Source organism: Cellvibrio fibrivorans, from assembly GCF_031457055.1.
Classification (GTDB): domain Bacteria; phylum Pseudomonadota; class Gammaproteobacteria; order Pseudomonadales; family Cellvibrionaceae; genus Cellvibrio; species Cellvibrio fibrivorans.
The window spans coordinates 64,018-87,975 of the sequence record NZ_JAVDVX010000009.1; the positions used below are offsets into that span (position 1 = coordinate 64,018).

The 23,958-nt window shown below is 46.1% G+C and carries 12 protein-coding genes; 7 read left to right on the forward strand and 5 right to left on the reverse strand.

The window, feature by feature from the left end:
- Positions 1–11 precede the first annotated feature (11 nt).
- On the reverse strand, positions 12–1,352 hold the full coding sequence (locus J2X05_RS19670; RefSeq protein WP_310075977.1) for an SGNH/GDSL hydrolase family protein: 1,341 nt from the start codon (positions 1,350–1,352) through the stop codon (positions 12–14).
- Positions 1,353–1,362: 10 nt separating this feature from the next.
- Between J2X05_RS19670 and J2X05_RS19675 the strand changes: the two genes are divergently transcribed.
- The 7 genes from J2X05_RS19675 to J2X05_RS19705 all read left to right on the forward strand — a co-directional run bounded on the left by J2X05_RS19675 (position 1,363) and on the right by J2X05_RS19705 (position 11,206).
- Entirely contained in the window at positions 1,363–1,647 is a 285-nt protein-coding gene (locus J2X05_RS19675) for a hypothetical protein (RefSeq protein WP_310075985.1), read from the forward strand.
- A 348-nt stretch (positions 1,648–1,995) separates the two neighbouring features.
- Positions 1,996–2,715: a proteasome-type protease gene (locus tag J2X05_RS19680; RefSeq protein ID WP_310075831.1), complete on the forward strand. Its 720-nt coding sequence runs from the start codon at positions 1,996–1,998 to the stop codon at positions 2,713–2,715.
- Positions 2,716–2,993: 278 nt separating this feature from the next.
- On the forward strand, positions 2,994–6,425 hold the full coding sequence (locus J2X05_RS19685; RefSeq protein ID WP_310075832.1) for a transglutaminase family protein: 3,432 nt from the start codon (positions 2,994–2,996) through the stop codon (positions 6,423–6,425).
- A 111-nt stretch (positions 6,426–6,536) separates the two neighbouring features.
- Positions 6,537–9,095 carry a circularly permuted type 2 ATP-grasp protein gene (locus tag J2X05_RS19690; protein WP_310075834.1) on the forward strand — a complete coding sequence of 853 codons (2,559 nt, stop codon included), beginning with the start codon at positions 6,537–6,539 and terminating at the stop codon, positions 9,093–9,095.
- Positions 9,096–9,108: 13 nt separating this feature from the next.
- On the forward strand, positions 9,109–10,032 hold the full coding sequence (locus tag J2X05_RS19695; RefSeq protein WP_310075836.1) for a transglutaminase family protein: 924 nt from the start codon (positions 9,109–9,111) through the stop codon (positions 10,030–10,032).
- A gap of 36 nt (positions 10,033–10,068) precedes the next feature.
- On the forward strand, positions 10,069–10,632 hold the full coding sequence (locus J2X05_RS19700; protein ID WP_310075838.1) for a hypothetical protein: 564 nt from the start codon (positions 10,069–10,071) through the stop codon (positions 10,630–10,632).
- 1 nt (position 10,633) lies between these two features.
- On the forward strand, positions 10,634–11,206 hold the full coding sequence (locus tag J2X05_RS19705; protein ID WP_310075839.1) for a flavin reductase family protein: 573 nt from the start codon (positions 10,634–10,636) through the stop codon (positions 11,204–11,206).
- A gap of 19 nt (positions 11,207–11,225) precedes the next feature.
- Here J2X05_RS19705 and J2X05_RS19710 read toward each other — a convergent pair whose 3' ends face one another.
- The 4 genes from J2X05_RS19710 to J2X05_RS19725 all read right to left on the reverse strand — a co-directional run bounded on the left by J2X05_RS19710 (position 11,226) and on the right by J2X05_RS19725 (position 23,854).
- Positions 11,226–12,008 carry a hypothetical protein gene (locus J2X05_RS19710; protein WP_310075841.1) on the reverse strand — a complete coding sequence of 261 codons (783 nt, stop codon included), beginning with the start codon at positions 12,006–12,008 and terminating at the stop codon, positions 11,226–11,228.
- Entirely contained in the window at positions 11,971–12,942 is a 972-nt protein-coding gene (locus tag J2X05_RS19715; RefSeq protein WP_310075844.1) for a hypothetical protein, read from the reverse strand. The genes J2X05_RS19710 and J2X05_RS19715 overlap by 38 nt, the downstream gene beginning before the upstream one ends.
- A 10-nt stretch (positions 12,943–12,952) precedes the next feature.
- A complete protein-coding gene (locus tag J2X05_RS19720) occupies positions 12,953–16,306 on the reverse strand; it encodes a DUF637 domain-containing protein (protein WP_310075846.1) in 3,354 nt (1,117 codons plus the stop codon).
- Positions 16,307–16,525: 219 nt separating this feature from the next.
- Positions 16,526–23,854 (reverse strand): Ig-like domain-containing protein, encoded by a 7,329-nt coding sequence (locus J2X05_RS19725; RefSeq protein WP_310075850.1) that lies wholly within the window; start codon positions 23,852–23,854, stop codon positions 16,526–16,528.
- Positions 23,855–23,958: the final 104 nt, after the last annotated feature.

The window sequence follows — 23,958 nt, forward strand, 5'->3', positions numbered from 1 at the left end:
TACCCCAGCGTTTATTTAAGACGTTGAATTACAATGCTATCCAACAGTGCATCACCCTTAATACCTTCTATTTTAATGTCCAATGTACCACTGGTGTTGATCACCTCATAAATGCTACGACCAAAATCATTCAGCTGATAAACTTTAGTTCCTTTTAGAACATCATCGATAAAGATTTTCGCTTCTCTCGTTGTACCTTTTGGATTTGCATTTTCCCCCCAAGTGTCATGAAACCCTAGAAACACACGGTAAGTGCCGCCAGCTGCGACTTCAAAACGGTATGTGAGATTGTTACCGGCGGTGGAAGTAGCCACTGAATCATAGACAGTCTTCTCGCCTTCCCACGCGAAATACAATGCAGGATTGGCAGGTTTGGGGGACAAACCATTGTAATCCGCATCGCCAATATGACCCCAATGTTTGCCGGTATTTGCATCCGGTCCGTAAGGTTTATCCCAAACAACCGATTGCTCACTTCCTATTATTGCCCCTTCGCCGGAAAAGCTATTGGTGCCTTCTTTAGTTCCACAATCCACGCTGTAGAGCAACTTCCATGGCGAGGGAAAAGTTGCACGAATAACAGTATTCCAACGCTCGGCAATGTGGCGATAACCGTAGTGAGTCGGATGCAAACCGTCTCCGTTCCACCAATTTTGCGGTACACCAATTATATTGACATCATCTTCCCACTTGTCACCAACTGTAAAACCCGTATTCATGTCAACCAACTTCACACGCGGATTATTAACAAAGTAGGCGTCATATAATGCCTGGAGTTCAGTATTAAATGCTGAGACAACCTCTTTAGGGTTTACTGAACTATCACCGACAGTATTCCAACCAGTTGGGTTTGGCACACCGTTATCATCCCATATCTTTTGGTAAAAGCGTGTGTCACCAATAGGAGGAATTTTGGCGATAAAAATCACGGCGTTATCACTATTGGCTAACATCTTTTCAATAAACGTTTTGTAGGTAATAAAAAATGTGTTGAAGTGATTTCCATTAACAGACCAATACTGACCTTGTGCATCAGGATATTCTTTTTTGCTGCCAATACTATTGATACCCAACATCAACAAAACAGCATCAGGATTATTTTCCCGAATTTTCTCGGGCGTAAACTCTGGCTTGTCCAAAGCAGATAAACCTTCCCCACTGTAACCACTGTGCCATAACGGTAAGTCACCTCCAGGTGCTAACTGATCCGTACCGCCAACAAATTCATAGTAATACCCGTCATTCAACAGCAACATTAGATTACGGCGATACCCCGCATTAATTGGGCTCCATATTCCCCAGTTATTTGATGCTCCTGCGGTAATTGAATCGCCGATGGGCCAAATACGAATGGTTTGTAGCTTGAGGTCCGAAGACGACTGCGATGAAGACGACTGCGATGAAGACGACGAAGACGAAGACGAAGGCGATAAAGATAAGGATGAAGATGAAGATGACGATGAAGATGAAGATGAAGATGAAGATGAAGATGAAGATGAAGATGAAGATGAAGATGAAGAAATTTGCTCTCTACTGCTAGAAGAAACCACAACAGATGATATTGAACTCTTCGATATTGAATTTCCTTTATCGCCACCACATCCACCTAATATCAAGCATATGGCTACGCCCGTGCTGTACAAATAATTATTTTTTCTTAAAAACATAGTGACCTCGCTGTAATGAATGACTTATTACCAACAATAAGCAAGGTCATTATTTAGCAAGAAACTATGTACGGCGTCCGAATAACAGCATCCGGTTTTGAAGGGTTAAAAACGTAACAGTCATGCAAACCTTCGCAGTAAAGTGGCATAAAAGTCGAATAGTGTTTTCATTTATGCAAACGTACCGCCAGGTTCGGAAAAAGTCATACCTCCAAGAAAGAGAGGTAGCCCAATAGCAGTGCTGACTTATCGCGCCAAATTCACCTTGACGCATGCCCCCACGACTCTTAATCTAAGCGCCCTTTTTTCCTGAGTCTTGGTTGCTGTTATGACCTATTGCGTTGCGATCAAAGTCGATGCGGGCCTGATTTTTTGCTCAGACTCGCGCACCAATGCGGGTGTTGATCAGGTCAGCACCTATAGCAAGATGTATCACTTCGGCATTGAGGGCGATCGCCAGATCGTGATCAACTCGGCCGGTAATCTTGCTACCACCCAATCCGTGATCGCGAAGATTCGCAAGGACATCAAAGACGGCGCCGATATTAGCCTCGCCACACTCGATAGCATCCACGATGCCGCCGACTACGTGGGCGAAATCAGTGTCACCATTCAGGAAAAGCACGCCCAGCACAACAGTAATGTCAGTTTCGAAGCGAGTTTCCTGTTGGGCGGGCAAATTAACGGCGATTCACCGGCGGTTATGCTGATTTACCCACAGGGCAATCACATCACCACCTCCAAGCAAACACCTTATTTACAGATTGGCGAGAGCAAATACGGCAAGCCGATCCTCGATCGTATCCTAAAACCCGAAACCGGCCTGGATACCGCAGCGCTTTGCGCCCTGGTCTCCATGGATTCCACTATGAAGTCCAACCTTACCGTTGGCCCACCCATTGAGCTGATGACCTACGCCACTAACAGCGGCTACATGAAGCACTCTGTGTTTGAGGCGGATAACCAGTACCTGCGCGAGCTGACCAAATCCTGGGATTGCCTGATCGTAGAAGCTTTTTTGCAGTTACCGCCACCGCCGCAAAACTAATTGCTCATCACTGAATGCCCTGAAAGCGCCAGTATCCAACCGATACTGGCGCTTTTTTGTTTCTGTCAGACCCATTTTTTACCTTAGGGCACTTATGGTGCAGTTATTGCCTTACTAATAGCAGCAAAAATAGTAGGCAAGTTAAGCGGCCATCACCGCGACCTAAATAGCGTAACAACCGACGGGGATGATAATAACTTGCCCTTTTCCCAGCCTGGTGCACACTTGAGTGCACCAGCATGATCCATAAACCGCACTTTGCAGGAAGGAATTAATTTATGGCTATCCGCGTTGCCATTCATCACAAGACAAAATATGAATTTGATCGCCTGACTTCACTCTTTCCCCATGTACTACGTTTACGCCCAGCGCCCCATAGCCGCACCAAAATTCACAGCTACTCCCTCAAAATCGAACCCGCTGATCATTTTATTAATTGGCAGCAAGATCCTTTTGGCAACTTTCAAGCGCGTCTGGTATTTCCCGAGCAGACCAAAACCCTGTCGATTGAAGTCGAAGTCGTCGCCGATATGACCTCCATCAATCCCTTCGATTTTTTTGTGGAGGACTACGCGCAACACATCCCATTTGATTACGACGAGCAATTGCAGCGCGAATTAATTCCCTATCTCGAAATCAGCGAAAACGGACCGCAATTGATGGAGATAGTAAATAAGATCAAAGCCGATATCCGCCACCGCCAGCTGAGTGAAAAACCCTGGGCGGTGAACGACTTTATGGTGAGTATCAACCAGATGGTGCAGCAAGCGATTGGTTATGGTGTGCGCCTTGAGCCCGGCATCCAAACCTGTGAAGAAACCCTGACACTCGCTAAAGGCTCCTGTCGCGACAGTGCCTGGTTACTGGTACAAATTTTCCGCCACTTGGGTTACGCCGCACGTTTTGCTTCCGGCTATTTGGTGCAACTCACTGCAGATATCAAGGCACTGGACGGCCCCAGCGGCCCGGAAAAAGATTTCACTGACTTGCATGCATGGACTGAAATTTATATTCCCGGCGCTGGCTGGATTGGTCTCGACCCAACTTCCGGTTTACTAGCGACTGAAGGGCATATCCCACTCGCCTGCACACCCGATCCGATTTCCGCTGCACCTATCACCGGTGCTACCAGTAAATGTGAAGTGGAATTTTCGTACAGCAACGAAGTGTTCCGCATCCTTGAAGATCCGCGTGTAACCAAACCCTACACCGAAGACCAATGGCAAACTATCAACGCTCTCGGTGCTGCCGTTGATAAAGAATTAATTGAACAGGATGTGCGCTTGACCACCGGCGGTGAACCCACGTTTGTGTCAATTGACGATATGGAATCCGAGCAGTGGAATACGGGTGCACTGGGCGCCGATAAATTGCGTCTCGCAAAAGATTTGTTGCTCCGGATGCGCGAAACGTTCGCACCGAATGGTTTACTGCACTATGGCCAAGGCAAATGGTACCCTGGTGAAGAAGTACCGCGTTGGGCGCTCGGCTGTTTCTGGCGCACCGATGGCCAAGCCCTCTGGAATAATCCGCATTTATTGGCGCGCGCTGATAAAAGTTACGGCCTCACCCATATCGATGCAAAAAAATTCGCGCAACTCTTGTGTGAAAAAATCCACGTCAATAGCGATCATTTAATTCCTGCATATGAAGATGTGCTCTACTACCTCTGGGCGGAGCAAACACTACCGCCAGATATCAATCCACTCGAAGCCGATTTAAAAGATGACCTGGAGCGTCGTCGTATCGCAAAATTATTATCGCGCGGATTAAATACTGAAAGTGGCTATGTATTACCGATTGAATGGAACTATAGCCAGAACCAAAACTATACCAATCAAAGCTGGCTGACCGGTCGCTGGAAATTACGCACCGGCGAACTCATGTTAGTACCGGGTGATTCTCCTCTCGGTTTACGTTTACCATTAAATTCACTCGAATTCCCCAAACATGAATACGAGCGTTACCAACCGGAAAGTGATCCACTCGGCCCGCGTGAACCACTTGCAACCAAAGGCCAGCAGGCAACGGCGCTAACGGCAGAAAAAAGCGGTGCGGTCAAAAATACCATCGCACAAAAAATTGCCGAACAAAAAGCCGCACTGGGCGGCGCACCAAAGCCGAATTATATTGAAGCGGGATATGTGATTCGCACCGCCATGTGTTTTGAAGCACGCGATGGTCGTTTACATTTATTTTTGCCGCCGCTGACTTATCTTGAACATTACGTCGCGTTAATCGAAGCGATTGAAGATACCGCCGCGACCTTGAATATGCCGGTAGTATTGGAAGGTTATGAACCACCAAAAGATTATCGCTTGAAGAAATTTTTAATTACGCCCGACCCAGGTGTAATTGAAGTGAATATTCATCCGGTAGAAACCTGGGCGGATTTAGTCAACAACACTGAAGCACTCTACGAAGACGCGCGTCAATGCCGCTTGGGCACCGAAAAATTTATGCTTGATGGGCGCCACTCAGGCACCGGTGGCGGCAACCATGTCACCTTCGGCGGCTCAACACCTGCGAACAGTCCATTTTTACGGCGCCCTGATTTATTGCGCAGCCTTGTCACTTATTGGCAACATCACCCCGGCTTGTCGTATTTATTTTCCGGTTTATTTATCGGGCCAACCAGCCAATCACCACGCGCCGATGAAGGCCGCGCCGAAATGTTGTACGAATTGGAAATCGCGTTTCAACAAATGCCGGAAGGCATAGTCGATCAACCATGGCTGGTAGATCGCTTGATGCGCAATTTACTAATCGACATTACCGGCAATACCCATCGCGCCGAATTTTGTATCGACAAATTGTATGCGCCCGGTACTGCCAGCGGCCGTCAGGGTATTCTGGAATTCCGCGGTTTTGAAATGCCGCCCCATGCGCGTATGTCGCTAGTGCAAATTTTATTATTGCGCTGCTTGATCAGTCGCTTCTGGAAAGAACCCTACAAAAAACCACTGGTACGTTGGGGTACGCTGCTGCACGATAAATTTATGTTGCCGCATTATGTGTGGGAAGATTTACGCGATGTGGTCAACGATTTAAATGAGCACGGCTATCCCTTCCAACTTGAATGGCTGGCAGCATTTGAAGAATTCCGTTTCCCGCATTATGGCCGCGTGCAGTTGGATGATATTGAAATCGAATTGCGCTGGGCGATAGAACCCTGGCATGTGCTGGGTGAAGAAGTCAGCAGCTTTGGTACATCGCGCTATGTGGATTCATCGCTCGAACGTTTGCAAGTCAAAGTCAGCGGCTTAACACCAGGGCGTTATATACTCGCGTGTAATGGTCGCCGCGTGTGTTTGAATGCAACGGGGAAACACGGTGAATTTGTTGGCGGCGTGCGTTATCGCGCCTGGCAGCCACCATCAGCTTTGCATCCAACCATCGGCATTCACTCACCGCTGGTGTTTGATTTGATTGATACCTGGAACGGCAAAAGCATTGGCGGTTGCACCTACCACGTCAGCCATCCCGGTGGCCGCAGTTATGATCGCTTCCCGGTGAATGCCAATGAAGCGGAATCGCGCCGTGGCAACCGCTTCTTTGATATCAACCATACACCCGGAGCCTTGCCGATTACACCGGCAGGAAAAATCTTGCGTGAGTTTTTTGAACACAAACATCCGCCCAGACCTATGGCACCACCGCCAGAAGAACCGGCCGATGAATATCCGCACACATTGGATTTGCGCAAGTAATTATTGCTTGACACACCTTGCTCCCAAGCCCTGCTTGGGAGCGTATAGGTTGAGCACAACAAAATCGGGTTACAATGGGCGTCATACGTATAACAATGACAAATTATTTTTATGAATCCTTATTCCACGCTTATGGAAAATCCGGTCGATCCAGCCAACATTAAGGACTTTATCTATCCCGCGCCGCAACATGGTGTGGACGAAGCCTATGACAGCGAGGGCAGGATTCGCCCCCATTGGCGGTATTTGCTTCACAGCTTGCAAAGCCTGGGGCATGATGCGATTGAAGAGCGCCAGAAAAAAACCCGCCGCATTTTGCGTGACGATGGCGCCACCTACAAAATTTACGACGAGCCGGATGCAAACCAAAGCTGGCAACTCAACCCCATTCCGCTGCTGATCAATAGCGATGAATGGAACCAGATAGAAACTTCGCTGGTTGAACGCGCCGAATTATTTAATTTGTTGTTGCAAGATATTTACGGCGAACGCAAGCTGGTACGCCAAGGCATAATCCCGCCCGATTTATTATTTTCCCATCATGGTTTTTTGCGCCCCTGCCAAAATATAAAATTGCAAGGCAGCCATCAACTCATTTTGCACGGCGCCGATCTGGTACGCGCGCCCGATGGCAGCATGCAGGTAATGGCCGACCGCACCCAGGCACCGTCAGGCGCGGGCTATGCATTGGAAAATCGCACGGTGATGAACCGCGTGTTCCCCAGTTTATTCCGCGATAGCCATGTGCATCGCCTGTCATTATTTTTTTCGCGCCTGCGTCAGCGTTTGCATGAATTAAATCCCAACGGCGGCATTGCTCGCATTGTGGTGCTCACTCCCGGTATTTATAACGAAGCCTATTTTGAACACGCCTATCTTGCCAATTATTTGGGTTTCCAATTAGTGCAAGGCAGTGACTTGAGTGTGCGCAACGGCTATGTGTGGATGAAGGCACTCGACGGCCTAAAACGCGTCGATGTGATCTTGCGCCGCGTGGACGATATTTATTGCGACCCGGTAGAATTAAAAGGCGATTCGCGTTTGGGTGTACCGGGTCTATTGGAAGTCGCGCGGCTCGGCCATGTTGCCATCGCCAATCCGCTCGGTTCGAGCGTATTGGAAAATCCGGCGCTGCTACGTTATTTGCCGGAAATTTCGCAGGCGCTTTTAGGGCGCGACTTGCAAATGCCTTCCGTGAAAACTTGGTGGTGTGGCAATAGCGATGATTTGGAATACGTGTGCAAAAATTTAAAACACTTATTAATTAAACCCACTTATCGTCGCCCCGGTTTGTATGAAGTCTACGGCGCAGATTTGGACGATAAAAAATTACAAGCCTGGCAAAATCGCATCCGCAAAAATCCGCTGCAGTTTGTCGCGCAGGAATATGTTATGGGTGCACAAACACCCACCTGGCATCAAGGGCTTATCCAGCCCCGCGCCTCGGTCTTGCGCACCTTTGCGGTTGCGAGCGAAAGCTCCTATTCGGTGATGCCCGGCGGCCTTACCCGTGTGAATCTCGATGTTGATAAAAAAATTATTTCCAACCAACGCGGCTCTGTTTCCAAAGACACTTGGGTATTGGCGTCGGAACCGGAAAAACAAATCAGCCTGCGCCCGCTCGATACACAACCTGCAGCCGAAAGCAGCAACGCGTTACCCAGCCGGGTGGTGGAAAATTTATTTTGGATGGGGCGCTACGCAGAACGCGCCGAATCGGCAATGCGTTTATTACGCACGGTATTTATCCAATTAAATAAAACCGAAAAGTTACCCGACGCAGTGTGCCGCACACTATTAAGTGCCATCACCCATGTCACCGCGACCTACCCCGGCTTTACCAGTTTGCACACAGCACTGCTGAAAAATCCGGAACCGGAAATGATTTCTATTATTTTGGATCAACAGCGGCTCGGCAGCGTTGCCAATAATTTAATGGCAATGGTTCACTCAGCAGAGCAAGTCAAAGAACAATTATCCAGTGATACGCAACGCGTCATTAACGATATTGGCGATGAACTGGAGCAATTAAAAATTGCACTGGAACCCGATGCACTCTCCGCACCGGAAGAAGCATTGGCGCCACTCATTACCACTCTGCTCGCCTTTGCCGGATTAATCCATGAAAGCATGACGCGCGGCAGTGGCTGGCACTTTATGGAGATGGGGCGCCGTTTGGAGCGCGCGCTGCAAATCGTCAACACTCTGCGCTCACTGCTGGTCACCAGTTTTGATGAAGTCGAACAGGAAACATTAATTGAATCCAGCCTGCTCTGCGGTGAAGCGTTAATTCCTTATCGCCGCCGCTATCAAAACGGCATTCGCATCGACCAAGGATTGGAAATGATTATGCTCAACAGTAAAAATCCGCGCTCGTTGATTTATCAGCTGACACAATTGGAACATCACTTTGCCGATCTACCCGATAACCGCGATGAATTCAGTACTGAACATAAATTACTGCTGGAAGCGACTACCGCGTTAAAGTTAAGCGATATTAAAACGCTCGCCAAAACCGCTAATGGTATTCGCGGCGAATTGGATCAATTGCTTTCGCGCCTGCAATATTTAATCGGCACCGCCGCCAAAGCCATTGGCCAGCGCTATTTTGATCACGCTGAGGGGCCGCAATTATTGGTCAAAAATAGTGAATGGCAGGATCACTTATGAGACAGGTGTTTGTATGAAATACAGGATTATACACAGCACTCGCTACCGCTATGCGCTATCCGTAAGCAATTGCTATAACCTTGCTTATGTACTGCCGCGCTACACGGAAAAACAGCGTATCGATTCAATCGAGGTAAAAGTCTCGCCGCTTGCCACAACACGCAATATGCGCACGGATTATTTTGGCAATCAATTCCTGCAGTTTTCAATAGAAAAAGACCACACCGAATTGGATGTCAGCATCACCAGCGAAATTACCATTAAAGATACCGCAATCAATATCAACCTGGATTTCGGTAATCCCTGCACCTACGTGAAATATTTACTGAAGCACAGTAAAGATTGGGAAACCCTGTGCGCACGCGAATTTATGCTGGACTCCCCGATGGTACAGCAGCATCCTGATCTGGCGGAATACGCAGCCGCATCCTTCCCGGATGACCGCCCATTTTTATCGGCAGTGATGGAGTTAACCCAGCGGATTTTTACCGATTTTATTTATGACCCGGAATTTTCCGATGTCGCTACCCCACTCGCCGATGTGCTCAAATACAAACGCGGTGTATGCCAGGACTTTGCCCATTTTGCGATTGGCTGTTTGCGTTCCTTAGGCTATCCCGCGCGCTACGTCAGCGGCTATCTGGAAACACTGCCGGCACCGGGGCAAGAGAAATTAATCGGCGCCGACGCTACACACGCCTGGTTTGCTGTTTATTCCCCCGGCGAAGGCTGGTATGAATTTGACCCCACCAACAATAAAATTACCGGCGAACAACACATCACCACCGCATGGGGGCGCGACTACTCCGATGTAGCACCACTCAAAGGTGTAATCTTCGGCGGCGGGCATTCACCACAATTATTTGTATCGGTTGATGTGCGAAGAATAGAAGACGACTTTATTCCCACACAAAGTCAGAGCCAGAGCCAAAACTAACATCTACCCGTATACCCTTTCATAAAGGAAAACATTATGAAGCAGATGATTGCTTGCATTTTATTTTCGCTGTTTACACATGCCACGCTTGCACAAAATGATGCACCCTTTGTACTGCAACTCAAATATTCCCCGCTAGGCATTATCGACGCCGATGAGGATGAATTTGATCGCGGCGACCGCAGTTATGAAAAATACGATATGGAATTTGAAAGAACCCTGGGCGCTAAAATTATATTTTCTCCCATTCCCATTTACCTCGGCGTGCAACAAAGTATTACCAATCTCGACAACTCCATGCCCGATGCCAAAGTAGAGACACTTGCCGTTGGCTTTGGCGGTTTGACTTACGACGAATTTGCCTATGACTCAGGAATTTATTTAATGGGGAGCGTAGGTGCAGGGGCAGGCCGATTTAAATTCAAACAACCGGAACTTGATGATTGGGAAGCACTTGTTGAAGGGAATGCTGAAATCGGTTTGCGCATACACGAGCATATGTTGTTAGGTGTGGGCGTGGATTATCAACACTTTGGTGAGCCGGGCGAAAGCAAAGCCAACTTCTGGAATTTATATGTCGGAACAGGGTTAGCCTTTTAACATGACAAAACACATTTCTATCCCGCTCAAAGACAGCTACAAATTATTTAACCATGGCCCCGTCAGCATCGTCACGAGCGCGTACGGAAACCAGCGCAATATTATGGCCGCGTCATGGACAATGCCGGTAGATTTTTCACCGGCTAAAGTTGCAGTGGTGATCGACAAAAATACCTACACACGAGAATTGGTTGATGCCAGTGGTGAATTTGCGTTGCAATTTCCCATGCGAAAAATTGCAAAACTGACGTTAGATGTTGGCGATATATCTGGCCGCGATACAGATAAATTTGCACGCTACGCGATAAAGACCTTTCCCGCCGCACAGATTAGCGCACCCTTGATTGAAGACTGCATCGGCTGGCTGGAATGCAAAGTGATCAAGCAAGGCGCTGAGTCAATGGATGTCATCATCGGCGAAGTTGTTGCAGCCTATGCAGACGCAGAACAATTTATCGATGGCCGCTGGCATTTTTCCGCTGATCCGCAAAAACGCAGCATTCATTACATGGCGGGTGGGGAGTTTTATATGACTGGCGAAGCGTTTAGAACAGAGAGTAGTTACTCTGAATAGGATACTCAAATACAAATCATCACGGCCGGTAAAAATACGCAGGCAAAATACCCGTTGTAATCAACGACTCCAGATTTTTACCTTGCAGGGATGATTTTTCAATCAACCCCGCCAAATAACCACTCACACCGGGCAACACAATGATGAGTTTTAATTGTTGATCCTGTTCGAGCAATCCAATCTGGTTGGGGAACCAACTATCACCACCTTTTACCCACACTGACAGCAATTCATTATTCTGCCTCGATTGCTGTCTGGGTTTCCCCCATATCTTTGTAAGCGCTGCAACAGAGGTTGTTGTCGGTAAATCAGCCAAATGGCTAACGTAAAGCTGTAGCGTTTCCGTCAGCCAGCGGTCACTCACCGGCTTTATCGATTTTGTTTCCGCATTAAATTCACGCCATTTGCTTTCGGTAAGCACAATTGCATTTGACGGTTCGCCATCACAAGCCACTTCACCATACTGAATAAATTCCTGCCGCCCGATATTGACGTTATTGCCTGCGATTGGCACATACATATCAAAATTCAGGACGTGTTTTTTGTTATACAAAACCTGAAACCCACCGGGGCATAATTGCACAGCGGTGGTGTTCCAGTAGATTTCGGCGAGTTTTGCGTGCTTGAGGTAATACTCGATGCGGTAGTGGTTTTCGCCTGCGGGAACCACCACGTAGCCTTGGCCGTTTTTTAGGGGACGTTGGGTTGGGGTGCAGGCAATAACCAATGGAGCTACCAGAAGAAACAAACTCACCCTCAATAAACTAAAACTTTTCGGAGTAAATTTTTTCAAAAACTTCATTTTCATCAAATCCTTGGCTCTGCATTCTTTCCAAAACTTTTAGCAGTAAGTCATCCATCACAAACTCCTTCTCTGCAGGCAATTGACCTAATGTAGTATTCATTAGTGGATGATTAATATCGGGGTTTTTAAACCCCAACAGTTCACGAAGCTTAAACAATAAATTAATTTCTATTGGCCACCAAACCCATTCGCCATTGTTGAATTCATGCCATTTATTACCACTATCTGGCTTACATTGATGAGTATGATAATCACAGACAGCCAGGCATAACTCAGCAATTGAATCAGGATCAGGATTTTTCCACTCGTTAAATAATTCGTGGAATAGAATTTCCTGTGCTGCTTTGCCAGACAGCTCTAACGGTTTCTCATCCAAAAAATCTGCAAGAATACGCAACATAAAACAAAATATTGGATACTCTTGATAATTAAACCATTTTTTGTGGAAAGCTTTAATCAACAAACGGGAAAAACTCAAAGCCTGTGGCTGTGCGCCAATCAAAAAACCGATTGATGCATACGGAACAACCTTCATATCAAGTGACATATCGCAAGAACGACCAAAACGCACCGAAAATGAACTGTACATGTGAATATCAATCAAACTAGAAAAATAAGAAGCCAAAAAAGAATTACCCAAGCAATCTAGATTACAAACTTGACTGTTTAGTACATTTAGTTCATAAGTCTTTGCATGTATTCTAGAAAGATAAACTAAGCCACCATTCAATCGTGATTGCTCCCACTGGAACCATGCTGGGCTTACAGATGGTTTCTCTTTAAACGGACTCGATACAAAATCGCCTGTTTGACAATACTCTTTTAATGTACCTACAAATAAATCAGTCTGCACTTGATTTGCCAAAAGAGATTTCAAGTGTTTTTTGAAGCCTTTTTCCCACTTATCATATATACCCAATCTCGTACTCATATCTACTCTCTTAAATTACGGGCTGTATTGTGACTGTTGCAGGCCCTGTAGTATTCGGTTTAGGAATACTTACTGTTGAATACATGGGTTTCAAATTCCAACCATTTTTCACCATATCTTGGATTTTTTGTGCGTATTCGACCTCTGCTGGATCCAACTGCTGATTATTTATACTCCCATTTGATGCATTCAATATCCAATCCTTTGACCTGGTAACGAGATTCTGGCTCTGCACGCTAGGGAACTGGCCATTGATTGAACTTTTTACCTCAATAATCCAAATAGTATTAGTTTTCTCATCAATCGCAATTAGGTCTACGCCATTATTTGAGTTATTTTTAAGAGTGGTTCTGAACGTCAAACCTGTAGCATCACCTATGATCTGTTCAGCCACTTGCTCACCTAAAATACCATCATTTCTTATAGCATTATTTGGAACTGTCATTTGTTTCACAAATGAGGCTTTACCACCAACAGCTGTCAGATCAAGCGGGTTATCAGGCGTAGGAGCATCGTTGAGTACATTCGGTGCACTGTCAGGTTGCTCCCCTTTAAACCCCTTAAAGCTCTTTTCAATTCCATCCACCATACTAACGCTGAGGACATCATTTTTTCTCAGCCAATCAATCATTTCTTGTGCAGTTTTAAAGCCGGGAATGACCTTCCCAACAGCTGCACCACCAGCTTCGATAGCTAGCCATTCCGCAAGAGCTTTTGATAATCCTTCAGGATTATTTTTGTTGGTATCGTAGATATCCCAAAGTTCTTTCGCGGTTAAAGCAACATCGATTGCTTTCAAAGCAATAATTGCCAACGGAATTAAGAACAACGCATTATTTTTAGCGGCATTCTCTCCAGTTTGCGCCGCAATCGAAACATCGCCACCAGCTGCAAGCGCAGCAAATGCACCCGATAACTTTGCCAAATCAACGCCAACTGCCTTTAAATCGGCCATTTGTTGGTTCATTAGATCCTGCATTTCCGGGCTTTGAAAAGCTGCTTCTATCGTTGCATTTGTTGCACCCTGCGCTCTTAGCTGGCTGGCATAGCCCTCATACTGTTTGGCAAGATCCTCAATTTTTTGTGCCTTGTATGCATCTGCTGCAAGCTCACCAACTACTGCACCACCCGCACCAGAAAAACAGGACAAACTCTCGTCATTGCTAGAATTGCTCGCCCCGGCTAGCCCAATCCCCATCACACATCCTGCGCCAGCATGAGCCACATACCTGACAACATTATTGATGTCACCATCCTTATAGGCACTGCCAATTTTATTAGCCATCTTCTCGCCAATTTTATTGACAGCAGATGTCATCAATCCCTGTTTAAAAGAGCTAAGAAAATTCTCCGAATTACCACCATAAATCACTGTGGACACTCCGGCCGAGACGGCAGAGTTGACAACAGCTTGCCCAGCTTGCTTTGCGAGATTCAGCGCATCCACTGACGCCCCTTCAGGAACCTGAAACATGTCTACCTGAGCAGCTTGCATCGCACCGGCAGTAACCATCGCAACAGCAAGTGATTTCAAACTGTCGCTGCTATCAAATCCACTGATTGTTTCGCGTAGATTATTTCCCGACGCCAAACTCTGAGCGGCCTGTGTGGTAAGGGCAACTGCTCCAGCTGATAGCGCAGCACCCAAAGCTGCATTTCCTCCTGCAGTTACTACCGCAGCTGAAATACTTCCACCCGAGCCAATCAAACCTGCTCCCGCGGGCCCCATCGCAACACATACCGCAATCGCAATAATTGCCATTGCCGCAGGGCTAAGGTTACGTTTAGTTTTCTTAAGTTCCTTATGAACCTCTTCTATCACTTCCCAGTTAACATTTTGCCCACCGTCAACAACCGCTTGGTCATAAAGCTCCGCCATCCATTTCATTTCTGGCATCTTGCGGTATTCTTCGATCTGCTCTTTTAATGTGGCACCTTCCTTACCGGTGTACTCAACATTAATTCCATACTTAGCCTGTACCTGCAGCCCACCCAGAATCGCATTCTGAATATTGTTTTCATGAACAATATCTTCCGTGCGGGTTTTGATTGTCCATGTACCTTTGCGAGTGGTCTGTAAATGGAACTCTTCCAGTTCTTTGGTCATTAGCAAATGGACTTTTCCATTTCTTGCATAGACTTCAGTACCGGAAGTACTGGTCAGTTGCGTAGCTCTAAGCACAACATCGCCGTGCTCAGAATCCAACAACACACCTTTGCCCGCGCTTAAAATCGCGCGTACAGCTTCTGTTCTGAACTCTGACGAAGTGCCTTTGGTTTTACCTTTGCGGTCTTCTTTTTGGATACTGGTCTGTTCGAGCTCATCCAGAATGTGAATCCCCTCACCCGCTAATAACTCAATCCCACCACGAGTACTAATTAATTCCGACGCGGTAATGTTAATAACACCACCCGCAATCAAACTCAGTGTGTCTTCTGCCGCAAGGCGGGACATGATTAAGTCAGTGGTGGATTTATTGATTTCCCAATGACCTTGCTGGGTATTACTCTGGCCTTCAGTGATAACTGGTCCAATAACAATATTGTTATCTGCACGCAGTGTAATAGTTTCGCCCGCTTTACCTTGTGCACCTAAAAATTCAATATCACTCAAGGATTCAATCAGTAAATTTCCACCCGCACCAATACTCGCTACCTGACCGACACGTGTGCCCTGGCCATTTTTATCTTTGTAGGGAATCAGCAGCGTTTTGTTATCAACATCGCCCGCATAAATAGCAATGTTGTCATCGGCAGTAATAGTGCCGCCCATATTGGCAAGTGTGCCGCTGGTTTTTAAGGTGAGGTTGCCGGGAGAGCTGATGGTTGCGCCATTATTAATAATGCCGCGCATGCCTTCGATGATGGAATTATTACCCGTTACCAGCGTAGTAAAATCCAGAATAATGCCTGCAAATGCAGCATTGCTATTGAACGCAACCAGATGCCCGGTCATTCTCTTCTCGAGCGTTGATTGGCTCAGATACACTACCGGCACAAGATAATCCGCAGTACCTATACGGCGTTTTTCTGGCCAGATCATGTCTTTGCTGACACTAGCTCCATTTAATGCTTCACCAAAGCGATAATTATTGTTGCGTGCATACACTTCCGCATTATCGTAAAGCGTTTTAATGGATTCCGACTCCATCAACTCCGGTTGCAGGACGCCAATAAAAAAGAACCGCCCCATTTGTGCACGGTATTGCGCACGGATCAACCGTGTCTGTACAAAGGTATCGCCAATTAATTGCCCTGCCGTGGCATCTTTTAACCCTGCTGGGTATTTGTCATGAAGAGATTGGATGTTGCGTGTGTCCAATACATTTTTGTGAATAAAAAATGCACCGGTATAGGCTTCCACTGCATCCGCAGCGGTTTGTTTTACAAACAGCGGAGAATTTAATTCAGTGGCGATTTGAGTATTAAAATTATTACCCCAAGCCACATTCGCCAGGGCAACGGTGGGCAGGCAGATTTGCAACAGCAATACCACTACCATAAAGGCAGCGGTAATACGTTGTTTGAGTGATATGTAGCTTTTTCTGGATTTGTTTTTGGTAATTTTCATCATAATTCCCTCTTATTGTGCAGCCTTCCACCAGGCTTCAAATTCTGTAATTTGGTTACTTGCATTTGCACCCAACGAAGGAATTTTATCCTGCATTAATGTGGTAATGCTTAGATACTGCCTGAAGGTAAAACCATTACTGCCACTGTTATCGCCCGGTGGTACGCAAGTGATATTCGCTACACCGCCGGTCGATACATGAGTTTCAATAATAATTAAATCACCATCAACAGAAGAGGTTTTGCTCGATTTACACCGGATATCCCAAGGCCCATTTACAGGTTTGGCCAACTCAGCCGATATAGTCTCAGCTACAAGATTCTCACGCAAAATTGTCAGGCTTTGATCATTGCGAGCTTTGAAAAGACTATTCTTCGCCGAAATATTGCCATTCACCGCAAACAAGGTGTTGTCAGGAGATTGTTTAATTATTTTGCCATCCGGCGTCTTACTGTAAGTGGATGACGGCAAGGAACACAAAGGCCCGTTATGGTAAGGAATGGATATGCATTCCGACAAAGAAACAACTGTAGTGCTACCTTCCTCATAGGCGAGCTTCTCAAGGCTAAGCCCACGCGATGTAATATCGCCTTTGCCAAAGATATTCAGATCCGCATACATATCAATATAGGAAAGATTATTGATCAGACCCTGATCCGCCAGGTTGCTATCACCGAAATTCATTTCAGCTTTTGCAAATGAATAGATATAGCCCGGTGGTGAGTAGAAGGTATAACGTGATTGAATCCCCTTCGCCCAGTTGGTAATGCTGATATTGTTACCGCTACTCTGACGCTGAACCTGATCGTAATCACTGAACTTCTCCATTGTGAGTGCAGCGTAATAGCGCTCATTACGAATACGCGGGCTGTTCAAACTCAACGCATTTTCTACTCCTGCCTCAGCAACCCCCAAGAGGGCAGATGAATTCAATATGTAGCCCCCAGCAGTAATGCCTAATTTATTTCTTGCATTAATCGACACGTCTTCAATATGTTGGCTTGCCCGCTCAGAAACCTGAGTTAGCAATACGGAACCCGTTGCAGCAGGCTCAGTAAATGGATTGATATTTTCGATAGATGTTTTTGCCTTGAGCGCAACCTCAACACCTATAATTCGGGCTTTTATATTGTTTAATGGCGGTTGATTAGCAGGGAAACTCAGTGTTGTATGAGTTGCCATAGGCAATGATTGATGCGTTACCTGACTAATAGCTTCTGCTTCTTTGCTACTATTGTCATAGCGATAAAGTGAACCATTGCGAATTTTTCCATTAGTTGACTCAACCGCAATTTTTTCCGCCTGAAGTAATCCACCAAAGCGGTTATACACATCACCACTGCTTGTGATACGCATTTCACCTACTGTCAACTCTGTCGCTTTATTGTCTGCACTCAACGAATTATGTAAAGTTTTTATTTCACCACGGTTATCCATATTACCCACGCGCAAATCTATCGTAGGAACACCACCGGCAGGACGCACAGGAGTTGAGGCAACATAACCACGAATGTAACCAATATTACTGAGCGTACCGTCGCTGGCTATGTCAATCTTACTCGCCTGAATTCCTGCATCTTTTGCAATACTGATAGAGGGTGCAATCAGGTTCACAGATGCATCAGAATGCACGCCCGCATTTACCGCAATTGCCGGAGCAACTGTTGAGGCACTCAAACTTTTCAATACAATTTCTTCTTTCTGTGCACGCAACTGACCGCGATAGGTTTGCGCCCTTCTATAAGATGATTGCGTCGATAATCCACTACTCACCTGAAGGGCATCAGTCGTGAAAATATTAATCGCACCTGACGTAATGAAGGCCTGCAAATTAAACACACTACTCGCTGGCTTAGTATTATTTATTTCCAGTGTTTCATAATTAACTGTATTAAACCCTTGTAGCAAAGTTACGCCGCCTGAACCGACTACTTTAGATTCAACACTTGCTACGTCTTTTACAATTAATTCCTTTGTATTTGTTCCAACTGTTGAATTGGCAACCCACTCTTCATTTGCATACAGATTGGTATTGATTTGCCCCTTAGTGGAGAGGGTATTTGCAATAAGCTCAAGAGAAACCACCCCTGATGCTTGTAAATTATCAACATCAATTACGCCTGCCGCACGCGTTTGCAATTGACCAACCTGGGTCATTGCCGATAAGAGAGGGCTAACCGGTGTTGCAACTGCCAATACCGCTCGTTCAACATTGATAAAGCCGCAGTTCTTACAGCGGATTGCATTTGACACTGTCGCATTGAGAATTAATAGATCGGCAGGTTCACCCACAATTTCAATGCTACTGTTGAGTTCAATCTGACCTGCGTCCAACACTATTAATTGCGGGACTATTTCGTTATCGTACATGTCGCTGCGATTAATAATTTTCAGCGGGCGATTGATCAATAACTTGCCGAGTTTGTTGTAACTAATGCGACTTGTATTGGCAAGACTTACCGCCAACACATCGGACTGCTCCAACGGCATCACTCTCCAACTTTGATTAGCGACATCACCGAAATCGGATACAAAATTCAATCCATCAGTTGAAAGTAATGATGGGTGAACTACAGCATTTTTTACAGCAGAGATAGTTTCATTACTGCGCTTGTCTATCAGCTTTGCAGTAAGCACATAATTACCTGCAACCGTCGGTGTCCACCGGGTTTTATAAGGTGGAGCTTCGCTTGTTTTGCCCACAGGTTCGCCGTTTGCATAAAACGTAACATGTGCAGTTTGTTGATCCGGGTCAGTCACATTGGCAATTAATTCAATCGCACTGCCCGCATTCGCGCTGCCAATTGCTTGTATTGCGAATGTGGGCGCCTGCGGTGTTACAACATGGACTTCAGCTTCGAGTGTTTTAAGTGTTTTAGCATCATCCAAATACGCAACAGCCTTTAAGGTGTATACGCCCGTCTTATCTGTCATCCAATTTACTGGCGTGCCTGCAGGCACACGTGTCCCACCTGGTAATATGGAATTATTTAAGTAGTAGTCAACCGTGGGTTGCCTTCCATCCAAGTTACGCCAGTTACGCATATAGTTATCAAAGACATTAGCCATTACTGGAACATTACTGCCGATAAATACACGGGCATCTTCTAAGGGATCTGGAGATATCAACGCGATAACTGGCACGGAGGAGTCTTTAATCTCAAAACTGCTCGTTTGTGAGAAACCCAAGTTACCATTTGGATAGCGAGAAACTACTCGCCAGTAATATTTAAACCCGCGAGAGAGCCCCTGTTGTAATTCATCTTTATAGATGCCCGCGCGTGACCAGCCATCACCATTATTCCAACAAATCTCCGTTGCACCGACAACTGACTTCACCCAACGCTTCTCAGTAAATTCAGTGGTATCGCTAACCGTAACCAAATAGTCGGTTGCCCCCTCATCAGCACTCCATTTAAAACAAGGCACTGTTTGATCAATTGCAACATCAACAGTAGATCCATTCACGGGTGCAGTGAGATTGATGCTTGAGAGCACTGCACCCGACTGAGTAGTTTTAATTCTGGATTTTTGCCACGCACCACATACATTGGCCGACTGACAAGCGCGCAACTGCCACTGAACATAAAAGTAGCCTTGGTATTTTTGAAATGGCTCTGTGTGATTTATTGTCAAGGGATTAGCAAGCGTTATGCCTTGCCAATTAGCATTTTCGATCTCTGCCACAGTATTAGTGTATCGAGCCTGAAGTTCATATTTCTCTGCAGGAACTTCATTCCACGTGAGAACAAAACTGCTTGACGGTAAATCTATAGCAACCTCAATCTGCGGTGCAGTGCGAATAAGCTTGAATGAGTTGGTATTTGAAAAACCAAGTGTCCCATCGTTATTGTTCGTTACTATCCGCCAATAATAGGTTTTACCGACCTCCAAACCGGCTGGAAGCTGGGTTCTATATACACCTGAGCGAACCCAATCTTTAGCGTTATCCCAACAGGCTGTTGTCACTTTCAAGTTTGATTTTTGCCAACGACGCTCAGTGAAATCAGGGACATCACTTAACGTCAAAGTATATGAAGATGCGTTAGCATCCGACGACCATGTAAAACAGGGGGCATTTTCATCTGAGGCATCTACTTGAGCATTATTGGTTGGCGTTAGTGCAGCAACACTTGTAACACCGGCAGACTGCTGATTAGTTTTAACTTTCGACATTGTTTCAACACAATCAACAGCAGTCATGCACACACGCAATCTCCACTGAATATAGGTGTATTCGTAATGCTGCATACTGGACTCAAATGTCCCGCTAGCGAACTGAGTCGCTGACAGTGCCTCTGGAAATGTAGTCCATGAGGCCGCATCCAAATCCTCCAATCGGTCAGAATTTCGATACACAAATTCATAACTATGGACGTTCCGAATACCTTTCCACTTCATCGTGAAGCTACGAGCAAGTGTATTGGCTACTACAGAGAAACCCAAATCACCAACCGCTGTAGCATCGGCTTTGAAAGAACGCGTTTCAGTAAATGCGAGACCATTGGCCATAGTGGTCACTATGCGCCAATAATAAGTCGCGCCATTCACCAATACAGGATTACCAATCTCTTCGGGATACAAACCTTTGGCTAACCAACTCGAACTGAAACACGCTGCCTCAGCATCTTTACCAACATTTAATTGCCAGCGCTTCTCTGGAAAATCGGTTGTTGTACTGACGGTGATGGTTGCATCCAGCGCATTGGGATCTACTTTCCAACTAAAGCAAGGCAATAGCGGCTCAGTAGCACCGGTCGTCGGCGACAATAAACTGGTGGTGGATGGAACAGGAATAGCCGGGAATGTTTTCTTGCGTGTAGTAGTCCAGGCAGAGCAAACATTACTGCTATTACACGCCCGAACACGCCACTGATAAATAACAAATTCAGTAACGCTTGATTTCGCCACTGTTGTTGAAGTACCCGAATACAATGTAGGCCCGGTGTACCAATTTGTACCCACGGACTCAGCATTGGTTGCACCGCGCACAGCAGAAAATGATGTGACTACATAGTCAGATCCCGGTTTAGCAGGTTCAAAACGAATCTGATCAAATGCGATAAAATTGCCGCTCGTGTTTTTTACTTGCACTGTTCCTGTACGAGTTGTATCTGTAGGCCTAAATTCACTGCGTCCAACCTCTACACCATTTAAAAAAGCAATCCACAAACCAATCTGATGACCTGCCGCCACGTTGTAATCGAGTTTGGCGAAACCAAAACTTGCATCACTAACTGGGGCATCAAAAGTTAGGGTAAGTAATTCACCATTCTGAATTTCATCATCAACTGCCCCTGTTGTTCCAGAACCTGCAACACCTATGGCCCCTGTCACTGCATCGGCATTATTTAGTTTTAAAGTTCCACCTGTGGCATTAATAGACTGAATAAAAGATTGCCCCCATCCTTGAGTACCACCAGCAGCAAGCGGAATCGGGGTTGTATTCAACTGACCACCAGCAAAGGTCGCTGGCGCCTCACCTGAATATTGGAGTTCGTATTTATAGGCAGCTCCACTCGCCCAACTAATTTTGAAAAGATTATTTGCACTATCCGTTTCCAAACTTGCAAATGCTGGTTGTGCTGGTGCAGGCTGTGCAACCGAACTTGCTTTGAAACTCCGCGTTTCAGTAAAGGCATACCCATTAGCCATAGTGGTCACTATGCGCCAATAATAAGTCGCGCCATTCACCAATACAGGATTACCAATTTCTTCAGGATACACACCTTTGGCTAACCAACTCGAACTGAAGCATGCCGCCTCGGCATCTTTACCAACATTTAATTGCCAACGCTTCTCTGGAAAATCGGTTGTTGTACTGACAGTGATAGTTGCATCCAGCGCATTGGGATCTACTTTCCAACTAAAGCAGGGCAATAGCGGCTCAGTAGCACCGGTCGTCGGCGACAATAAACTGGTGGTGGATGGAACAGGAATAGCCGGGAATGTTTTCTTGCGCGTAGTAGTCCAGGCAGAGCAAACATTACTACTGTTACAGGCGCGCACACGCCACTGATAAATAACAAATTCAGTAACGCTTGATTTCGCCACTGTTGTTGAAGTACCCGAATACAATGTAGGACCTGTATACCAATTTGTTCCTATCTGAACTGTATCGGAAGCACCCGTGTATTGAAGTTCATATTTGTACGCGGAAACATTGCTCCAATTAATCGTAAAACGACTATTGACGCTATCTGCATCCAGAGTTGCCGTAGCTGGTTGTGCTGGCACTGGTTGTGCAACCGAACTTGCTTTGAAACTCCGCGTTTCAGTAAATGCGAGACCATTAGCCATAGTGGTCACTATGCGCCAATAATAAGTCGCACCATTGACTAATACGGGATTACCAATTTCTTCAGGATACAAGCCTTTGGCTAACCAACTCGAACTGAAACACGCTGCCTCAGCATCTTTACCAACATTTAATTGCCAGCGCTTCTCAGGAAAATCGGTTGTTGTACTGACGGTGATGGTTGCATCCAGCGCATTGGGATCTACTTTCCAACTAAAGCAAGGCAATAGCGGCTCAGTAGCACCGGTCGTCGGCGACAACAAACTGGTTGTGGATGGAACAGGAATAGCCGGGAATGTTTTCTTGCGCGTAGTAGTCCAGGCAGAGCAAACATTACTGCTATTACACGCCCGCACACGCCACTGATAAATAACAAATTCAGTAACACTTGATTTTGCCACTGTAGTTGAAGTACCCGAATACAATGTAGGTCCGGCGTACCAACTTGTTCCTATCTGAACTGTATCGGAAGCACCCGTGTATTGAAGTTCATATTTGTACGCGGAAACATTGCTCCAATTAATCGTGAAACGATTATTAACACTATCGGCTTCGAGCGTTGCAGTTGCTGGTTGTGCTGGCACTGGTTGCGCTGTTGAAGCTTTGAAGCTGCGCGTTTCTGTAAATGCAAGACCACTGGCCATAGTGGTTACTATTCGCCAATAATAAGTCGTACCATTGACCAATACGGGATTACCGATTTCTTCAGGATACAAACCTTTGGCTAACCAACTCGAACTGAAACACGCTGCCTCAGCATCTTTACCAACATTTAATTGCCAGCGCTTCTCTGGAAAATCGGTTGTTGTACTGACGGTGATGGTTGCATCCAGCGCATTGGGATCTACTTTCCAACTAAAGCAAGGCAATAGCGGCTCAGTAGCACCGGTCGTCGGCGACAATAAACTGGTGGTGGATGGAACAGGAATAGCCGGGAATGTTTTCTTGCGTGTAGTAGTCCAGGCAGAGCAAACATTACTGCTATTACACGCCCGAACACGCCACTGATAAATAACAAATTCAGTAACGCTTGATTTCGCCACTGTTGTTGAAGTACCCGAATACAATGTAGGTCCGGCGTACCAATTGGTTCCTATTTGGACTGTATCGGAAGCACCCGTGTATTGAAGTTCATATTTGTAAGCGG